We start from the raw sequence: 16,113 nt of genomic DNA on the forward strand, positions 1-16,113 counted from the left end.
CACCACCCCGCGCACCCGCATGCCCGACGGGCGCCCGCCACCCGGACCACGCCTGACCCCGTCGGCCTCATATCGCACGCCATCCGCTGTTTCCCAGCGCTGGGTCACCTCTTGGTGGCAATCTGCTGAACAGCAGATACGCAAAGTAGAGGTTTCAGCCGGAGGTGCACTTCCCGTGGCGTCCAACGTCAATCCCACCGTCAGACGACGCCGGTTGGGCCAGGAGCTGCGTCGGCTCCGCGAGCTCAAAGGCATGACGGCGGAGGAGGTGGCCGAGCGCCTGCTGGTCTCCCAGTCGAAGATCAGCCGCCTGGAGAACGGCCGCCGTTCCATCAGCCAGCGCGACGTCCGCGACCTGTGCGGTGTCTACGAGGTCGAGGACCACCGCATCGTCGACTCGCTGATGCAGATGGCCAAGGACAGCCGCCAGCAGGGCTGGTGGCACGCGTACGGCGACATTCCGTACAGCGTCTACATCGGTCTGGAAACGGACGCGGCGTCGCTGCGCGTGTACGAGCCCCAGGTCGTCTCCGGCCTGCTGCAGACCCGCGCCTACGCGGAGGCCATGATCACCGGCGCGCTGCCGGAGACCACGCCGACCGACATCGAGAAGCGCGTGCAGGTACGCATGCGCCGCCAGGACCGGATCAACGCGCCGGAGAGCCCGCTGCGGCTGTGGGCCGTACTCGACGAGGCCGCGCTGCGCCGGGTCGTCGGCGGTCGGCAGCTGATGATCGAGCAGCTGGAGCACCTGGTGGAGGTGTCGCAACTGCCGCATGTGACGGTCCAGGTGATGCCGTTCACCATGGGCGCGCACCCCGGCGTGAACGGTCAGTACGCCGTACTCGAGTTCCCGGACGCCGCCGATTCGAGCGTCGTCTACATCGAGGGAGTCACCAGCGACCTTTATCTGGAAAAGGCCCATGACGTACAGAAATACAGCGTCATGTACGAGCATCTCCGGGCGCAGGCCCTGAATGCGGACCAAACCCGTCAGTTCATTACGGACATCGCAAAGGGATACGCCAAACCCTCCGCGTAGGCCGAAGTAGGCCGAAATGGATCACCCAGAATCAGCGAGGTTCTTCGCGGGGGCCCTAAGAGGGGGCGGAACCGTACACCCACACCCCCTCAAGCGGGAAGACCTCACTGGAATATGCCATCCGGTCGAGTGAATGACAGGCTCGCCCAGCGGAGTTGGCGAGTAGCGTCGATCACGCCAACAAGAACAAGGTTGTTGGCGGAACAAATCTCGACAACTGGCTGGCGGAGCGAACATGGCAATTCAGCAGGGAACCACGACGACCTGGACAAAGTCTTCTTACTCCACGGGCAACGGCGCGTGCGTAGAGGTCAAGTCCCCCGTCCTGAACTCGATCGCCGTACGGGACTCAAAGGTCACCGGGGGCCCGGCCCTCGCCTTCGGCCCTGACTCCTGGAACACCTTCATCGGACAGGTCAGCGGGGAGGCGTCCGACCTCACCTGATGCCCGGACATCACGACGACAACGACAATCACATAGCAGCACACGCACACGCACCATCGAAGAGCCCTCTCGACTGGCCCGCCGTCCCGGCCGAGGGGGCTCGGCCACGCGCGCGGCCGCCGCGGCGACGGCGACTACCGCAACTGGTCGACGTAGGTGTCCGTGCCCGGCACGGTCGGAATGAACGGCGCCACCAACTCGACCCGCCCCAGGCCCGACTCAGTGACCGCATCGGCATGGTGCGCGAAGTGCTCGGACCAGCACTCTCTCGGGTCCGCCTGCAGGAACCACAGGAGCGTGAGCCGCGTATCGACCCCCTCGACCTGCTTCACATACGACATCCGGTCCCCTGGCAGCGGCGTCGGCCGGAACACGACCACCATCGCCGCCGCCGACCCCGCCAGCCCGCGCGGCAGCTGCCTGGCCCGTAGCCACTCCAGCAACTCCGCCCGCCGCTCGGCCCCTTCGGCGTCGATGACCTCCAGAACCAGCCCCTGGTAGGGGTGATCCAGCGCGTGCACGTCGCGCGGCCCCGCCGCCCCGTCCCGGTAGACCGTGGCCAGGTGGTCCTGGAAGGCGGTGAAGACGTGCGTACGGTCCTGGTAGACCCGGCCGTCCCGGTTGAGCCGCTTGTTGATGCCGACGGTCCACTTCATGTGGTCGTCGTAACGTCCGTCGGTGATCCAGTACGTGGAGAGGTAGCACCCGGCGGTCACCGGCTGCGCGACGGCCGACTTCTCCGGATACCGGAGCAGTTGGAGGTCCCGGGTGGCGGCCCAGCGGCGACCGGCGTACATCCAGGGCATGGCCATCGCACCGGCGTAGTAGTGATCGTCCTCGTACCAGCGGTTGTACGCGTACTCATGGCCCGGATGCGGCTCGACCATGGTGATCAGGGCGTGCCCCGGATGCGTCCCATACGGACCCAGGGCCGCCAGCTCCGCGTACACCTCACTGCGTGTGTCCTCGCCCATCAGCGTCCACTCCCTTCCGTGCGCTTCTTCGCCCTTCCGCGCACCTCTGCGCCTTCCGCGCGCTTCCACTCTCCCTCGAAGGGACCTACTCTGACGCTCCGTCAGGCAATCCACCAGACTCGTGGAGGCGTCGTGCTGATGCTGCGGGGAAAGACCGTGCTCGTCTCCGGAGTCGGCGCCGGGCTCGGCCACGAGGTCGCGGCGGCGGTGGTACGGGACGGGGGGCGGGCCGTGCTCGGGGCGCGCACCGAGGCGAACCTCGCCAAGTCCGCGGCCGAGATCGACCCAGGAGGCCGCGACACCGCGTACCGCTCGACCGACATCACGGACGAGAGCCAGTGCGAGGCGCTGGCCGCGCTGGCGCTCGAACGGTTCGGGCGTCTCGACGCGGTCGTCCATGTCGCCGCCTGGGACAGCTACTTCGGCGGTCTGGCGGACGCCGACTTCGCGACCTGGCAGCGGGTCATCGACGTCAATCTGCTGGGCACGCTGCGGATGACCCGGGCCTGTCTGCCCGCGCTCAGAGAGCGCGGCGGCTCGGTCGTCATCATCGGTACGCAGTCCGCGATCGCCGCGCCCTCACAGGTCCAGCAGGCCGCGTACGCGGCGTCCAAGGGCGCGCTCACCTCGGCGATGTACTCGCTGGCGACGGAGCTTGGGCCGGACCGTATCCGGGTCAACACCGTGCTGCCCGGCTGGATGTGGGGCCCACCCGTCCAGGCGTACGTCCGCCTCACCGCCAGGCGCGAGGGCGCACCGGAGGCCGAGGTCCTGGCCCGCCTCACCGAGCGCATGGCCCTCCCGGAACTGGCGACGGACGGGGATGTCGCGGACGCGGTGACCTTCCTGGCGTCGGACCGCGCCCGCGCGATCACCGGCCAGTCACTCCTGGTGAACGCGGGGGAACTGATGCGCTGAGCAAGAGGCGGTACGAGCGGGTCAGAGGCGGTACGGACGGGTCAGACGGCCCGCGGATACCTGGCCAGCCACCCCGGCGCCGACGCGCCCGGCCCGTGCAGCGCTGGGCCCTGTGTCATCTCCATCGCGAAGTCGTCCGCGAGCGACAGGATCGTCGGGCGCCCCTCCAGCTCGACGAGCCACCCGGGCGGCAACGCCGTCTCCCCGTGCAGGGCGCCGAGCAGCGCACCCGTCAGCGCACCGGTGGCCACCGAGTCGCCCCCGTGGTTGACCGCGAGCGCGAGCCCGTGCCGGATGTCCTCGCACACCAGCGCGCAGTACACAGCGGCCCCCAGCACCGCCCCCGCACCACCACCCTCGCCGCCCGCGTCCGCGTCCGCCCCGCCTCCATCGCCGTCCAGCAGCGCCAATGCCTCGACCCGCGCCGGGTTGGGCATCCCCTGCCGCACCGCCCCGAGCGCCTGCCGCAGCGCGTCCGTCACCGGCTCGTGGCCCGGCCTGGTGGCCAGCAGCGCCAAGGCGTGCTGCACGGCCCCGTCCAGCGACTCCCCACGGGCGAGCCCGTGCACCAGCAACGCCTGCGCCCCCGCGGCGAGATACGCGACGGGGTGCCCGTGACTCTGTACGGCACACTCGACGGCGAGCTGAAGCACCAACTGCGGCTCCCACCCGACCAGCAGCCCGAACGCCGCGGACCGTACCGCCGCGCCGCTCCCCCGCTCAGCCGGGTTCCGGGGCGCGTCCAGCGTGCCCATCACCTCGTCGCCGAACCCGACGAGACAAGCCCGGCCAGGATCGCGCCGGGCGTACAGCCACTCCTCCCGAGCCAGCCACCCGTCGTCCTTGCGCCGCTCGTCGGGCCCCCACTCATGCTGCGTGGCGGCCCATCGGCGGTGCGCGCGGTGCACATCGGTGGGCGGGTGCCAGGCGCCCGTGTCCCGCCGCACCTGCGCCCGTATCAGCCCGTCCACGGTGAAGAGCCCGAGCTGCGTCGCCGCGCTGACGGCCCCCCGCCTGCCGTACGCGGGAGCGAGGTCTACGAGTCCGTCCGGCCCGTACGCGCTCCGTATCCCCGCGAGCGCGAGCCCAGCCAACGGCGTCCCCAGCGCGTCACCCAGCGCGGACCCCAGCAGCGTCCCCCGCACCCTGCTACGAAAGTCCTGCTGCTCCGCCCGCCCCCAGATCCCGGAGACTCCTGCGCCCATCCCTCCCGCCCTCCCCTCCGACAACCTCCGCACCCGCGATCCCAACGCGCAGCACTGTAATCGACGGGGAACTGGAGATCGGGAGCAGCGAGCCCATACGAATCCCCCACCAGGCAATGACGAATCCCTCACCAGGCAATACGGCGCGGCCCGCCCAAGCGCGGTGGCTCGGACGGGCCGCTGGGTTCAGGCCAGCTCAGCTCAGCTCAGCTCAGCTCAGCTCAGCCCATCTCAGCTCAGCCAGCTCAGCTCGATCAGCTGAGGGTCACTTACCGAAGTACGCGTCGTAGATCGCGATGGTCGACTTGTTGCCCTTCTTGTCCACGACCGTGGCACGCAGCGAGATGCTCTTGCCCTTGGCCGGGTTCTTCACGGAGATCATTTCCTTGGCGACGGTGGCCCGCTTCCACTTCTTGCCGTCGTAGGAGGTGGCTACGGCCAGCGCCTTGAGGTTCTTGCCCGTGGCCGCGCCCTGCACGGTGACCGGGATGGTCATCCGCTTGCCCGCCTTGGCCGTGCTGTCCAGCGCGAGTTTCGGGGTGAAGCGGACGGTCGAGACCGGCAGCTTCGCGTCCTTGGCCTTCTTGGAGCGGAAGGTGAAGCTCACGTCGATTCGGCTGGCGGCCCGGGCGATCTTCTGGTCCCGCTTGACGGACGTGCTCAGCTTGTACAGCGCGTCCCCGGCAGGCACCTTGAAGGTCTCGCCCGTCAGCGGGTCGCCGTTCTGGCCGACCTTCTTGCCGTCACGCAGGAGGGTCGTCCTGACCGATGAGTAGAGCGAGGACCCGTCGTTGCCCTTGCCGTCGGCGAAGACCGGCAGGAAGGCGCCGAGCTCGTTGCCCTCACGGAAGACACCGTAGTCCGCGGTGAGCTTGGGCCCGAAGACCGCGGTGTTGGCGGTCTTCTTGTAGGTCTTGCCCGCCTTGAAGGTCTGCTCCGCTCCGAGGACGTAGTACGCCTCGCTCTCCGGGAAGCCGTCCTCGTCCAGGCCACCGAGCTGGGCGTAGTCCAGGTTCCACGTCACCTTGTTCGCGGTGGAGAGGTAGAACGTCCGCGTGCCGGGGGCCTTCTGCGGGATGGCGACGCCGCCGGCGGAGAACTGACCCGGGAGCCAGCCCTCGGCCGAGACCGCGCCCTTCTTGCCCTTGGCCGAGGCGCCGAGACCGACCTTGACCCGGGCGAGGTCCTTCGTCTTGACCTTCTTGGTGTAGCCGGTCGCGAGCCGCTTCACCTTGCCGCCGTAGTTCACGGCGTACTGGGTGGCCGCGCCCTTGGTCCACTGGCCGCTCCAGAACTGGCTGAGCGAGCCTTCGGTCACCTTCGGACCGAGGTGGGCGGTGCGGAGGTTGTCGGCCGTGCCCTCGTCCAGCCAGACGCCGAAGCCGTACTCGCCGCCGCGGACCTCACGGCTGACAAGCCCGAACAGGACCTCGTTCTTGGCGCCCTTGGCTGGCATCGTGATCTTCACGGGCTTCGCGAGCCGGGCGTCCAGTTTGACGGTGGTGTTCTTGGTGATGTTCAGCTGGGGCTGGGCGAGCCAGTCGTAGCCCTTGCCGAGGTCCTCCGGGTTGCGCACGATCTGGCTGTCGAGCAGGTAACCGCCCTTGGGCACCCGCACCTTGACCGTCCCCGACGCGTCGTAGGGGTTCAGCCACTGATCCGCGGCCAGGCCGGACACCCCGGCCAGGGTCGTGTCGTGGAACTCGGCGGGCTTGCCGTTACGCCCCGTGTGCCGCAGCGTCAGGTTGTACGACTCGATCTCGCGGTCCACCGCGGCCGCCGTACGGACGCTCTGTCCGCCGCCGGTCGCCACCACGTACGCCGCGTACATGCCGTCGGCCTTGCCGCCGATGCGCGTGTCCGCGGTGAGCTTGGCGGCCGCTGTGCCGCCCGCCGGAACGGTCAGCTTCTTGCTGCCGACGGTGAAGAAGCCCTTCGGCGCGGGCTTGCCCTTCGGGCCGGTCGCGGTGACCGCCAGGTCGAGGGTGACGGGCTTGTCACCGAGGTTGCGGTAGGTGATCTTCTTGGTAACCGGCTTGTCGTTGTTATGCGGCCACTGCTGGACGCCGAAGGAGAGGGACACCGGCTCGGCGATCACCGTCTGCTTCAGCGCCTTGTCGACGGCGATACGGCCCGAACCCTGCTCGAAGGGCGTGTACTTACCGGGCTTGGTGGACGCGGTCAGGGCGCCCTTCAGCTCGGTCTTGCCCCAGTCGGGGTGCTGCTGCTTGAGCAGGGCCGCGGCGCCCGCGACGTGCGGAGTCGCCATGGACGTACCGGATATGGAGAGATAGCCGTCCGGCTTCTGGCCCACCTCGCGCTCGATCTCGCTGCCGGGGGCGGCGGCGGCCGTGGTGTCCACGCCGGGCGCGGTGACATCCGGCTTGATGGCCCCGTCGCCGATGCGCGGGCCCTGGCTGGAGAAGTCGGCCAGCTTGTTCTTGTCGTCAACGGCGCCGACGGTCAGGGCCTCGTCCGCGCTGCCCGGCGAACCGACCGAACCGGGCATGCCGTCGTTGCCCGCCGCGATCGCGAAGAGGGTGCCGTTCTTCCTGGAGAGGGTGTTGACAGCCTCCTCCAGCGGGTCAACCTCCGGAGTGTCCCAGCCGCCCAGGCTGAGGTTCACGATGTCCGCGCCCTCGGCGACGGCCCACTCCATTCCGGCGATGATGCCGGAGTCGTCGCCGAAGCCGTTGTCGTCCAGGACCTTGCCGTCAAGGATCTTCGCGCCCGGCGCGACACCCTTGTACGTGCCGCCCGACTTGGCGCCCGTGCCCGCGGCGATGGACGCCACATGGGTGCCGTGCCCGACCCGGTCCACCGTGTCCTTGGACTCGGTGAAGTTCTTCTCCGCGATCTCCTGGGTCCTGAGGTCCGGGTGCGATTGGTCGACGCCCGTGTCCAGGACGGCGATCTTGACGCCCTTGCCGTCGTACCCGGCGGCCCAGGCCTTGTCCGCGCCGATTTGCTTCGTGCTCTTGTCGAGGCTGGCCTTGCGGACGCCGTCCAGCCAGACCTGCTGCACGCCGGAGGCGGTGGCGCGGGACTCGCTGCCGCGCTCCTCGCTGGTGAGCGCGTCCCACAGGGCGGTGGCGTCGCCTTCGGGGGCGACGGTGACCGCCTCGGCGTTCAGGGCGGTGAGGGTGTCGGTGACTTCGGCGTCGTCGGCGGCGCGCACGCGGGCCTTCGCCGCGGCGGCGGGGCCCGAGCCGTTCTCGTACCCGACGATGACCTTCAGCTCACCGGTCTTCAGCTCACCCTGGCCCTGGCCCGCGCCCTGGCCCGCGCCCTGATCCGCGCCCTGGGCCTTCGGCGCGCGGAGCTTGGCCGACCTGGCCAGCTCGACGACGTCGAAGAGCCGCTTGTCCAGCTTCCCCGAGGTGACGAGCCGCTGGGCGTCGGCGGGTATGACCAGGGTGCGGCCGTGGGCGCGCTGCACGCGCACGGGTATGTGCGCACGGCCCTTGGCCTTCTCGATGGCGACCGGCGCGCCCTTGGCGTCCACGACGACCCGGTCACCGGTGATCAGTACGACACGCTGCTTGCCCGCGAGCGCCGCCCCCTTCGCGGAGGCCAGCTCCACGGTCGTACGGTCCGCCTTCGCCAACGCCGGGCTGGTCATACCCGCCGTCAGTGCCACGGCTGCCGCCACGGCGATGGTGGACGCGCATGCTCTTTTCGCTTGTCTGCGCACGATCTCCCCCTGGAGATGAGTGGTTCACGTCAGGGGGATAGTCCGGGCATGTCCGCGCGTGTACGAACTTGCACTTACTTGTCCTTACTTGCAGGAGTACATCGTGTACATGCCTCCCCCTTGCCCAAGGAGATGGTGGTGAGGGGGAGTTGGTTCATTCGGCGTCCGAGGTGGCGAGAAACGCGCGGTTGGCTTGACTCAGCGCCTGCCGAGGAACACCGGGTTGGTGAACGCCGCCAGCGGTCCTGGCAGGCCCGGCACCACCGGCGGATGACGGACCTCGGCCCGTACGTAGGCGGCGTACGCGGCGGTGGTCCGCCACTCGGCCGTCTGCGTCTGCGTCTGGAAGAGCTGACCCTGGTCGGTGACGAAGTGGACCGTGCAGCCGGGGGCGCCCGTGGTCTCCAGGCGTACGGTGACCGGCTCGTCGGGACCGACCGGCAGCCGCTCGCCGATGCCCGCGTGCTGCCCGCGACCGCCGACCGCGGTGAAGCCGAGGGTCACCGCCGACGACTCGGCGACATAGCTGCGCCCCGCCTTGATCCCGGCCAGAATCGCCGTACGGGTCAGGTCGTCGGCGAGCACGACGGTCTGCGGGGAGCCGACCAGGTCGGGGTCGCGGTGCGCGTCGCTGCTGCCCATGGCCGGAATCCAGGATGGGGCGCCCGCCACCAGCGTGTTGTCCCACTCCGCGAGCGACACCTCGTCGTCCGGCGTGTAGGGCCCGTTCCACACCTCCACCGCGTCCGCGTGGCCGAACCCGAACTTCCAGTCGCAGCCGATGCAGGTGGCGTGCGGATGCGCGGGGACCACCAGGCCGCCGCTGGAGCGGATCACGCGCGCGTAGTGGCCGAAGCGGTTGTCGCGGGCGCGGTAGCGCCAGTCCACGAAGGTGCCCGGGTCGGTGCCGATGGCGACGACGTGGCCGTTGCGCGTGGTGACCTCCTCGCCCAGCAGGATCAGCAGGTCGTCGCCCGCGTGCTCGGCCCAGGCGGCGTGCCCGGCGTGGGTGTTGTGCTCGGAGGTGTTGATGAAGTCCAGTCCGGCGGCGCGGGCGAGTGCGGCGATCTCGGCGGTGGTGCGGCGGCCGTCCGAGTACACCGAGTGCAGGTGGCAGTCCCCGCGGTACCAGGCGCGGCCGCGGCTCCGCGCGCGCTCGGGCGGATAGGTGGGCTTCGGGGCGGCGGCCGGTTCGCCGTAGGTGAGGGCGATGGTCACCTCGTACGCGAGTCCCTCGGGCGCGACGGTGTAGGGGCCGAGGGCGATGTTCCAGGTGCCGGGGCGGATGGGGCCCGGGATATAGCCGGGTGTGGCGTCGTCGCCGCGCAGGAAGAACTCCCTGCGCGCGCTGCCCGACCAGCCACGGAAGCCCTTGCCGCCGAGCTGGGTGCCGCGCTCGTCGAAGATGCCGATGTCCAGGGCGTTGCCCGGGGTGCCGGGCGGGGTCTGGGGCCGCTCGTAGGTGTACGAGACGTCGATCTGCCGTACGCCGCGCGGCACTTGCATGGGCAGATACACATAGTCCGGCGAGCCGGTGGGCAGGGTGCCCCGCACGGTTCTGCTCGACTGCCCGCTCGACCGCCCGCTCTCCTGCCCGCTCGTGGATTCGTGCTCGTCGGCGCTTGCGAAGCTCACACCGTTCAACGTAAGCGCGGCTGCGGCTCCCGTCACGAGCAATCCACGTCTGTTCGGGTGGTGTCGTGGGCCGCTTCGCGTGCCGTGTTCCTCGCACATGCCGTCGACTCCCCAAGGTGTCGGAAGGGACAGTGGTGGTACGGACAGCCCTCTTGGTGGTGCGGGACCACCCTCGCATTGAGCCGTGAACCCTTCTCGAAGAGAAGGGTGTTGACAGACTTCCGCTGGGTGGCGAACCGTTCCAGCCAGCAGACCCCACCGCACCCGACCCGGCACACCCCGATCCCGGAGGTTTCGTATGCGCGTGGCGACCACCATCTTCCTGACCGACGAGACGATCACACCGGTACGCCTCGCGCGCGAGCTGGAGCAGCGCGGCTTCGCCGGGCTCTACCTCCCCGAGCACACCCACATCCCGGTGAGCCGGGAGACTCCGGCGCCGATGGGCGGCGAGCTGCCCCGCCAGTACGGCCGCACGCTCGACCCGTTCGTCGCCCTGGGCCAGGCCGCCGCGGTGACGACCTCGCTCGCCGTCGGCACCGGCATCACGCTGCTCGCGCAGCACGACCCGATCGTCCTGGCCAAGCAGGCCGCCACGCTGGACCACCTCTCCGGTGGTCGCTTCACGCTGGGCGTCGGCTTCGGCTGGAACGTGGAGGAAGCGGCCGACCACGGCGTGGAGTGGCGCACCCGGCGGGCACTCGTACGGGACAGGATGGCCTTGATGCGCGCCCTGTGGTCAGCCGAACCCACGGCCTACGACGGCGCGTTCGGCTCGGTCAGCGCCAGCCACGCGCACCCCAAGCCGGTGCCGAAGCCGCGCGGCCCGGTCGTCGGCCCGCGCACCCTGATCGGCGGCGGCGCGGGCCCGCTGCTCTTCTCCCATATCGCGGAGTACGCCGACGGCTGGCTCCCCATCGGCGGTCGCGGCCTCACCGAGACGCTCCCCGTACTCCAGGAGGCCTGGGCGGCGGCGGGCCGCGAGGGAGCGCCCGAGGTCGTTCCGTACGCGGTGCGTCCGACGCCCGGGAAGTTGGCGCACTACGCGGAGCTGGGCATGCGGGAGGTCGTGCTGCAGCTGCCGCCAGGGGATGAGGGGGAGGTGCTGCGGGCGCTGGACGAGTACGCCCAGTACTTGTGACGAGGTGGCCATGTGGCGAGGTGACAAGGTAACGAGGTGACGCGCCGCAGACGCTGTCAGTGATCGCTCGTATGCTCGGTTGCATGACGGATCAGCAGCCCGTACGACCGACCGAGCCGCCCACGGAACCGCCTACCGAGAACGCCATGCGGCGCGCCCTCAAGCGTGCGCGGGACGGCGTCGCGCTCGATGTCACCGAGGCGGCCGTCCTGCTCCAGGCCCGCGGGGAGCACCTCGCGGACCTGACCGCTTCGGCGGCGCGGGTGCGGGACGCGGGGCTGGAGGCCGCCGGGCGGGCGGGTGTCATCACGTACTCAAAGAGCGTGTTCATCCCGCTCACTCGCCTCTGCCGGGACAAGTGCCACTACTGCACCTTCGCCACCGTGCCAGGGAAGCTACGGCGCGCGGGGCACGGCATGTTCATGTCCCCGGACGAGGTGCTGGACATCGCCCGGCGCGGGGCCGAACTGGGCTGCAAGGAAGCGCTGATAACCCTCGGCGACAAGCCGGAGGACCGCTGGCCCGAGGCGCGCGCGTGGCTGGAGTCCGAGGGGTACGACGACACGATCGCGTACGTACGGGCCATCTCGATCCGGATTCTGGAGGAGACGGGACTGCTGCCGCACCTCAACCCCGGGGTGATGTCGTGGACCGACTTCCAGCGGCTGAAGCCGGTCGCGCCGTCCATGGGGATGATGCTGGAGACGACAGCGACGCGCCTGTGGAGCGAGCCGGGCGGCCCGCACTACGGCTCGCCGGACAAGGAGCCCGCGGTCCGGCTCCGGGTCCTGGAGGACGCGGGGCGCTCTTCCGTCCCGTTCACCAGCGGTCTGCTGATCGGGATCGGCGAGACGTACGAGGAGCGCGCCGACTCGCTCTTCGCGCTACGCCGGGTCGCCCGCTCGTACCACGGCGTCCAGGAGCTGATCATCCAGAACTTCCGCGCCAAGCCGGACACGGCGATGCGCGGCATGCCGGACGCGGAGTTGGACGACCTGGTCGCCACGGTCGCCGTCGCCCGGCACATCATGGGCCCTTCCGGCTGCTTGCAGGCCCCGCCCAACCTCGTCGACGGCGAGTACGAGCGGCTGATCGGCGCCGGTATCGACGACTGGGGCGGCGTCTCGCCGATCACCCCGGACCATGTGAACCCCGAGAAGCCCTGGCCCCAGCTGGACGAACTGGCCGCGCGCTCCGCCGCCGCGGGCTTCCAGCTCTCCGAACGCCTCTGTGTCTACCCGGAGTTCGTCCAGCGCGGCGAGCCCTGGCTCGACCCGCGCCTGCTGCCGCACGTCCGCGCCCTGGCCGACCCGGAAACGGGCCTGGCACGCGACGTCACGCCCTGCGGCGTGCCCTGGCAGGAACCAGACGAGGGCTTCACGGCCACCGCGACCGGCCGCACGGACCTGCACCACACCATCGACACCACCGGCCGCACGACGGACCGCCGCGACGACTTCGACGCGGTGTACGGCGACTGGGAGGCGCTGCGCGAGCAGGCGGCCCCCGGCATGGTGCCGTCCCGCATCGACGGCGACGTACGGAGCGCGCTAAGGCAAGCCGCCGACGACCCCACCCGCCTCACCGACGACGAGGCTCTGGCCCTCCTCCACGCGGACGGGCCTGCCCTCGACGCCCTCTGCCAGATCGCCGACGACCTCCGCAAGTCGGTGGTAGGCGAAGATGTCACCTACATCGTGACTCGGAACATCAACTTCACCAACGTCTGCTACACCGGCTGCCGCTTCTGCGCCTTCGCCCAGCGCCGCACCGACGCCGACGCGTACACCCTCTCCCTGGACCAGGTCGCCGACCGCGCCCAGCAGGCCTGGGAGGTGGGCGCCATCGAGGTGTGCATGCAGGGCGGTATCCACCCGGACCTCCCCGGCACGGCGTACTTCGACATCGCCCGCGCCGTGAAGCAGCGCGTACCCGGCATGCACGTACACGCCTTCTCGCCCATGGAGGTCGTCAACGGCGCGACCCGCACCGGCCTTTCGATCCGCGAATGGCTCACCTCCGCGAAGGAGGCGGGCCTCGACTCCATCCCCGGCACGGCCGCCGAGATCCTCGACGACGAGGTCCGCTGGGTCCTCACCAAGGGCAAGCTGCCCACCGCCACCTGGATCGAGGTCGTCAAGACCGCCCACGAACTGGGCATCCGCTCGTCCTCCACGATGATGTACGGCCACGTGGACCAGCCCCGCCACTGGCTCGGCCACTTCCGCACCCTGTCCGAGATCCAGCAAGAGACGGGCGGCTTCACGGAGTTCGTCACCCTCCCCTTCATCCACACCAACGCCCCGGTCTACCTGGCCGGAATCGCCCGCCCCGGCCCCACGACCCGCGACAACCGCGCGGTGATCGCGATGGCCCGCCTCCTCCTCCACCCCCACATCCCCAACATCCAGACAAGCTGGGTCAAGCTGGGCACCGAGGGCGCCGCCGAGATGCTGCGCTCCGGCGCCAACGACCTGGGCGGCACACTCATGGAGGAGACCATCTCCCGCATGGCGGGCTCGTCCTACGGCTCCTACCGCTCCGTCAAGGACCTGACCGCCATCGCGGAAGCGGCGGGCCGCCCAGCCAAGCCACGCACCACGCTCTACGGCGAGGTCCCCGAGGAACGCCAGCGCGCGGCAGCCGCGTCGGACGGCCACCTCCCGGAACTCCTCCCGGTCCTGGAGTAGGGGGGCATGGCCCAGCGTCGTGCTCGATGCCGGTCCGGCGTCCTTCTCCATGGTCCTTCTCCGGGGTCCTTCTCCGGCGTCCTTCTCCGTGGTCCTTCTCCGGGGTCCTTCACGGCCGTTGTCCGCCCGCGCCCGCCGGGGCCAGGCGCTGGACGGCCTCGGTCACCTGACCAGCGCCGTCCTCCGCGGCGATGCGTTCCGCGACCGCGCGGGCGCGTGTCCGGTGTAAGGGGTTCTCAACGGCCTGACGGATCGCGGTCGCGAGGCGGTCGGCCGTCAGGTGACGGAGGGGGATCGGGGCGGGGCTCACGCCCAGCGCCGTCAGCCGGGCCGCCCAGAACGGCTGGTCCAGCTGGGCCGGTACGGGGACTGCCGGGACCCCGGCGCGGAGTCCCGCCGCGGTCGTTCCGGCGCCCGCGGCGTGGACCACCGCTGACATGCGCGGGAACAGCCAGTCGTGCGGCACTTCGCCCACGGTCAGCACGTCGTCGTCCCCACAGACCCGCAACCCGCTCCACCCGGCCTGGACGACGCCCCGTACGCCCGCGGCCCGCAGCGCCCGCACGGCGATCCGGGACAGCCGCTCGGGGTCGGCGACGAGACTGCCGAACCCGATGAACACCGGAGGCGGTCCCGCCGCGAGGAAGTCGGTCAGCCGCGGGTCCGGGCACCAGTCGGCCGGGCGCGCGGGCCACAGGTATCCGGCCACCCGCGCCTCGGGCCGCCAGTCCGCGGGCCGTGGCAGTACGGTCGGGCTGTACGCGTACTGAACGGGCCAGCCGCCGGTCTCCCGCCGCAGGGAACCGCAGTCGGCCCGTCTGGGCAGGCCGAGTCGGGTCCGCAGTTCGCGGAGACTGGAGGCGTACATGAAGTCGGTCGCGGGCAGCAGGGCCCGCGCGGCGGCCCGGTTGCCCCACCGGCCCAGCGAGCGGGCCCCGCCGAACAACGCGGGCGAGAACTCGCCGGTAGGCGTCCAGGGTTGCAGGTACACGCCCATGCTCGGCACCCGCAAGGCCTCGGCCACCAGGTGCCCTGGCCGCGCCACGGAGAGCGACAACAGCACCACGTCCGCGCCCTGCTCTACGGCGGCGAGCACCCCGCGGCCCAGTTCCTGGGCGAACGCCCGCGCCATCCACGTCAGATGAGCCAGCGCCACCGGACCGGTGCCCGCCCGGGCCAGCCGCTGCCCTCCGGCCGAGGCCAGCTCGGCACGGGGGTCCACCGGCAGCGGACGGAACCCCAACCCACGGGCGAGCACAGCGTCCTCGAACCCCGCGTGCGTCGCCATCACGACCTCATGCCCGGCCTCGCACAGCCGCACCCCGAGCCCCGTATAGGGCATGACGTCCCCGGCCGACCCCGCCGTCACCACCAGAACCCGCATGCCCGGAAGTCTTCCAGCCGCCTGCCGCAGCCCACCAGACCGCCTGGGGCGTGTCCGGCTTGCGCTAGATCTTCAGGTGCGCCCAGACCGTCTTGCCCGGGTCGCGTGTTCGCACGCCCCACGGCCGGGCGACCGCGTCGACGATCAGCAGCCCGCGCCCCACCCTCGCCGAAGCCGCAGGCCGCAGGCCGGCCTCCCCTGCCGCGGGCCCGGGTGCGGGGTACGGGGTACGGGGTATGGGGTATGGGGGTGAGCGGGTCGACGTCGTGGTGGACCAGTACCGCATTGGGCACCGGTGGCCGCCCGGTCCGTCCGATGATGGCAGGTCCGGCCCGGGCATCAAGGGCGCTCCCTACGGTCGCGTCGGCTCCGCCGATTCCGCTACCGCTCCACCCTTGACACCCGACCCGGACCCGCAAGGCTGAGGTACACCGGGCGGCCCAAAAGACGGGGCAGCGGGACGGGTAGGGGGCGGTGAGCGTTTGCATGCCGGGTGCGGACTAGTTGTTGGGGCGCACGAGGGAAGTGGGCGGCCCGACACCGGCTCAGCGACTGCGGCTGGTTGGGGTGTCCGGTGCGCACGAGGGGGCGAGGTGGTGCCGCCCCGACTCAGCGGCTGCGGACGGTGGGGGGTTGGCCGGGCGCGTGAGGGGTGGTCGGGTGTGGGGGCCCGGCTTGGCGGCTGCGGATGGTTGCGGGATGCGAGTGGTGGCGTTGGGGTGTGGCCTGCCTGTGTCGGTGTCTGCGGCCCCGGCTGGAGGCCGGCAGGGGGCAGAGGCCGAGGCGCGGCGGTCTGCTGTCGGCCGTCGCCCACACCCAGCGCGTGACGCCGAGCAAAGGCCGGGGTCAGGGACGGTGAGCCGAGCTGGGGGCTGCTCGGCGACCCCATCCCACCCCTGCCGGAGGTAAAAGGAGACTTTGGTACAGCAAGCCGCCCCTTTTGCCCGGCTTTTGGTGTACCAAAGTCGCACTTCCCTCCCCGACC

At 70.7% G+C, this 16,113-nt stretch carries 10 protein-coding genes; 5 read left to right on the top strand and 5 right to left on the bottom strand.

The features are described 5' to 3' along the window. The first annotated feature begins 175 nt into the window (after positions 1 to 175). Complete coding sequence (locus GCN81_RS26950; protein ID WP_156727097.1) at positions 176 to 1,042, top strand: helix-turn-helix domain-containing protein; 867 nt, start codon at positions 176 to 178, stop codon at positions 1,040 to 1,042. Between the two features lie 235 nt (positions 1,043 to 1,277). Then, positions 1,278 to 1,487 carry a DUF397 domain-containing protein gene (locus GCN81_RS26955; protein WP_156727099.1) on the top strand — a complete coding sequence of 70 codons (210 nt, stop codon included), beginning with the start codon at positions 1,278 to 1,280 and terminating at the stop codon, positions 1,485 to 1,487. Positions 1,488 to 1,621: 134 nt separating this feature from the next. On the opposite strand, the gene GCN81_RS26960 is transcribed toward GCN81_RS26955, so the two are convergent. Beyond that, complete coding sequence (locus GCN81_RS26960) at positions 1,622 to 2,461, bottom strand: hypothetical protein (RefSeq protein WP_156727101.1); 840 nt, start codon at positions 2,459 to 2,461, stop codon at positions 1,622 to 1,624. Positions 2,462 to 2,593: 132 nt separating this feature from the next. Here GCN81_RS26960 and GCN81_RS26965 point away from each other — a divergent pair, with 132 nt between their 5' ends. Further along, a complete protein-coding gene (locus tag GCN81_RS26965; protein WP_156727103.1) occupies positions 2,594 to 3,379 on the top strand; it encodes an SDR family oxidoreductase in 786 nt (261 codons plus the stop codon). A 41-nt stretch (positions 3,380 to 3,420) separates the two neighbouring features. On the opposite strand, the gene GCN81_RS26970 is transcribed toward GCN81_RS26965, so the two are convergent. The 3 genes from GCN81_RS26970 to GCN81_RS26980 form a co-directional block, all read right to left on the bottom strand. Then, a complete protein-coding gene (locus GCN81_RS26970) occupies positions 3,421 to 4,584 on the bottom strand; it encodes an ADP-ribosylglycohydrolase family protein (protein WP_156727105.1) in 1,164 nt (387 codons plus the stop codon). 265 nt (positions 4,585 to 4,849) lie between these two features. Then, the gene (locus tag GCN81_RS26975) at positions 4,850 to 8,206 is read right to left on the bottom strand and encodes a S8 family peptidase (protein WP_156727196.1); all 3,357 of its coding nucleotides are present in this window, start codon (positions 8,204 to 8,206) and stop codon (positions 4,850 to 4,852) included. A gap of 270 nt (positions 8,207 to 8,476) precedes the next feature. Continuing rightward, positions 8,477 to 10,012, bottom strand: a complete 1,536-nt coding sequence (locus GCN81_RS26980; protein ID WP_156727107.1) for a CehA/McbA family metallohydrolase — start codon at positions 10,010 to 10,012, stop codon at positions 8,477 to 8,479. 199 nt (positions 10,013 to 10,211) lie between these two features. Between GCN81_RS26980 and GCN81_RS26985 the strand changes: the two genes are divergently transcribed. Together GCN81_RS26985 and GCN81_RS26990 are read left to right on the top strand one after the other, a co-directional pair. After that, positions 10,212 to 11,054 carry a TIGR03619 family F420-dependent LLM class oxidoreductase gene (locus tag GCN81_RS26985; RefSeq protein ID WP_156727110.1) on the top strand — a complete coding sequence of 281 codons (843 nt, stop codon included), beginning with the start codon at positions 10,212 to 10,214 and terminating at the stop codon, positions 11,052 to 11,054. A gap of 71 nt (positions 11,055 to 11,125) precedes the next feature. Beyond that, complete coding sequence (locus GCN81_RS26990) at positions 11,126 to 13,744, top strand: bifunctional FO biosynthesis protein CofGH (RefSeq protein ID WP_197287793.1); 2,619 nt, start codon at positions 11,126 to 11,128, stop codon at positions 13,742 to 13,744. A 109-nt stretch (positions 13,745 to 13,853) separates the two neighbouring features. Here GCN81_RS26990 and GCN81_RS26995 read toward each other — a convergent pair whose 3' ends face one another. Beyond that, positions 13,854 to 15,128, bottom strand: coding sequence for a glycosyltransferase (locus tag GCN81_RS26995; protein WP_156727114.1), 1,275 nt, complete (start codon positions 15,126 to 15,128; stop codon positions 13,854 to 13,856). Between the last annotated feature and the right edge of the window lie 985 nt (positions 15,129 to 16,113).

The sequence above is a fragment of the Streptomyces apocyni genome (assembly GCF_009739465.1).
Classification (GTDB): domain Bacteria; phylum Actinomycetota; class Actinomycetes; order Streptomycetales; family Streptomycetaceae; genus Streptomyces; species Streptomyces apocyni.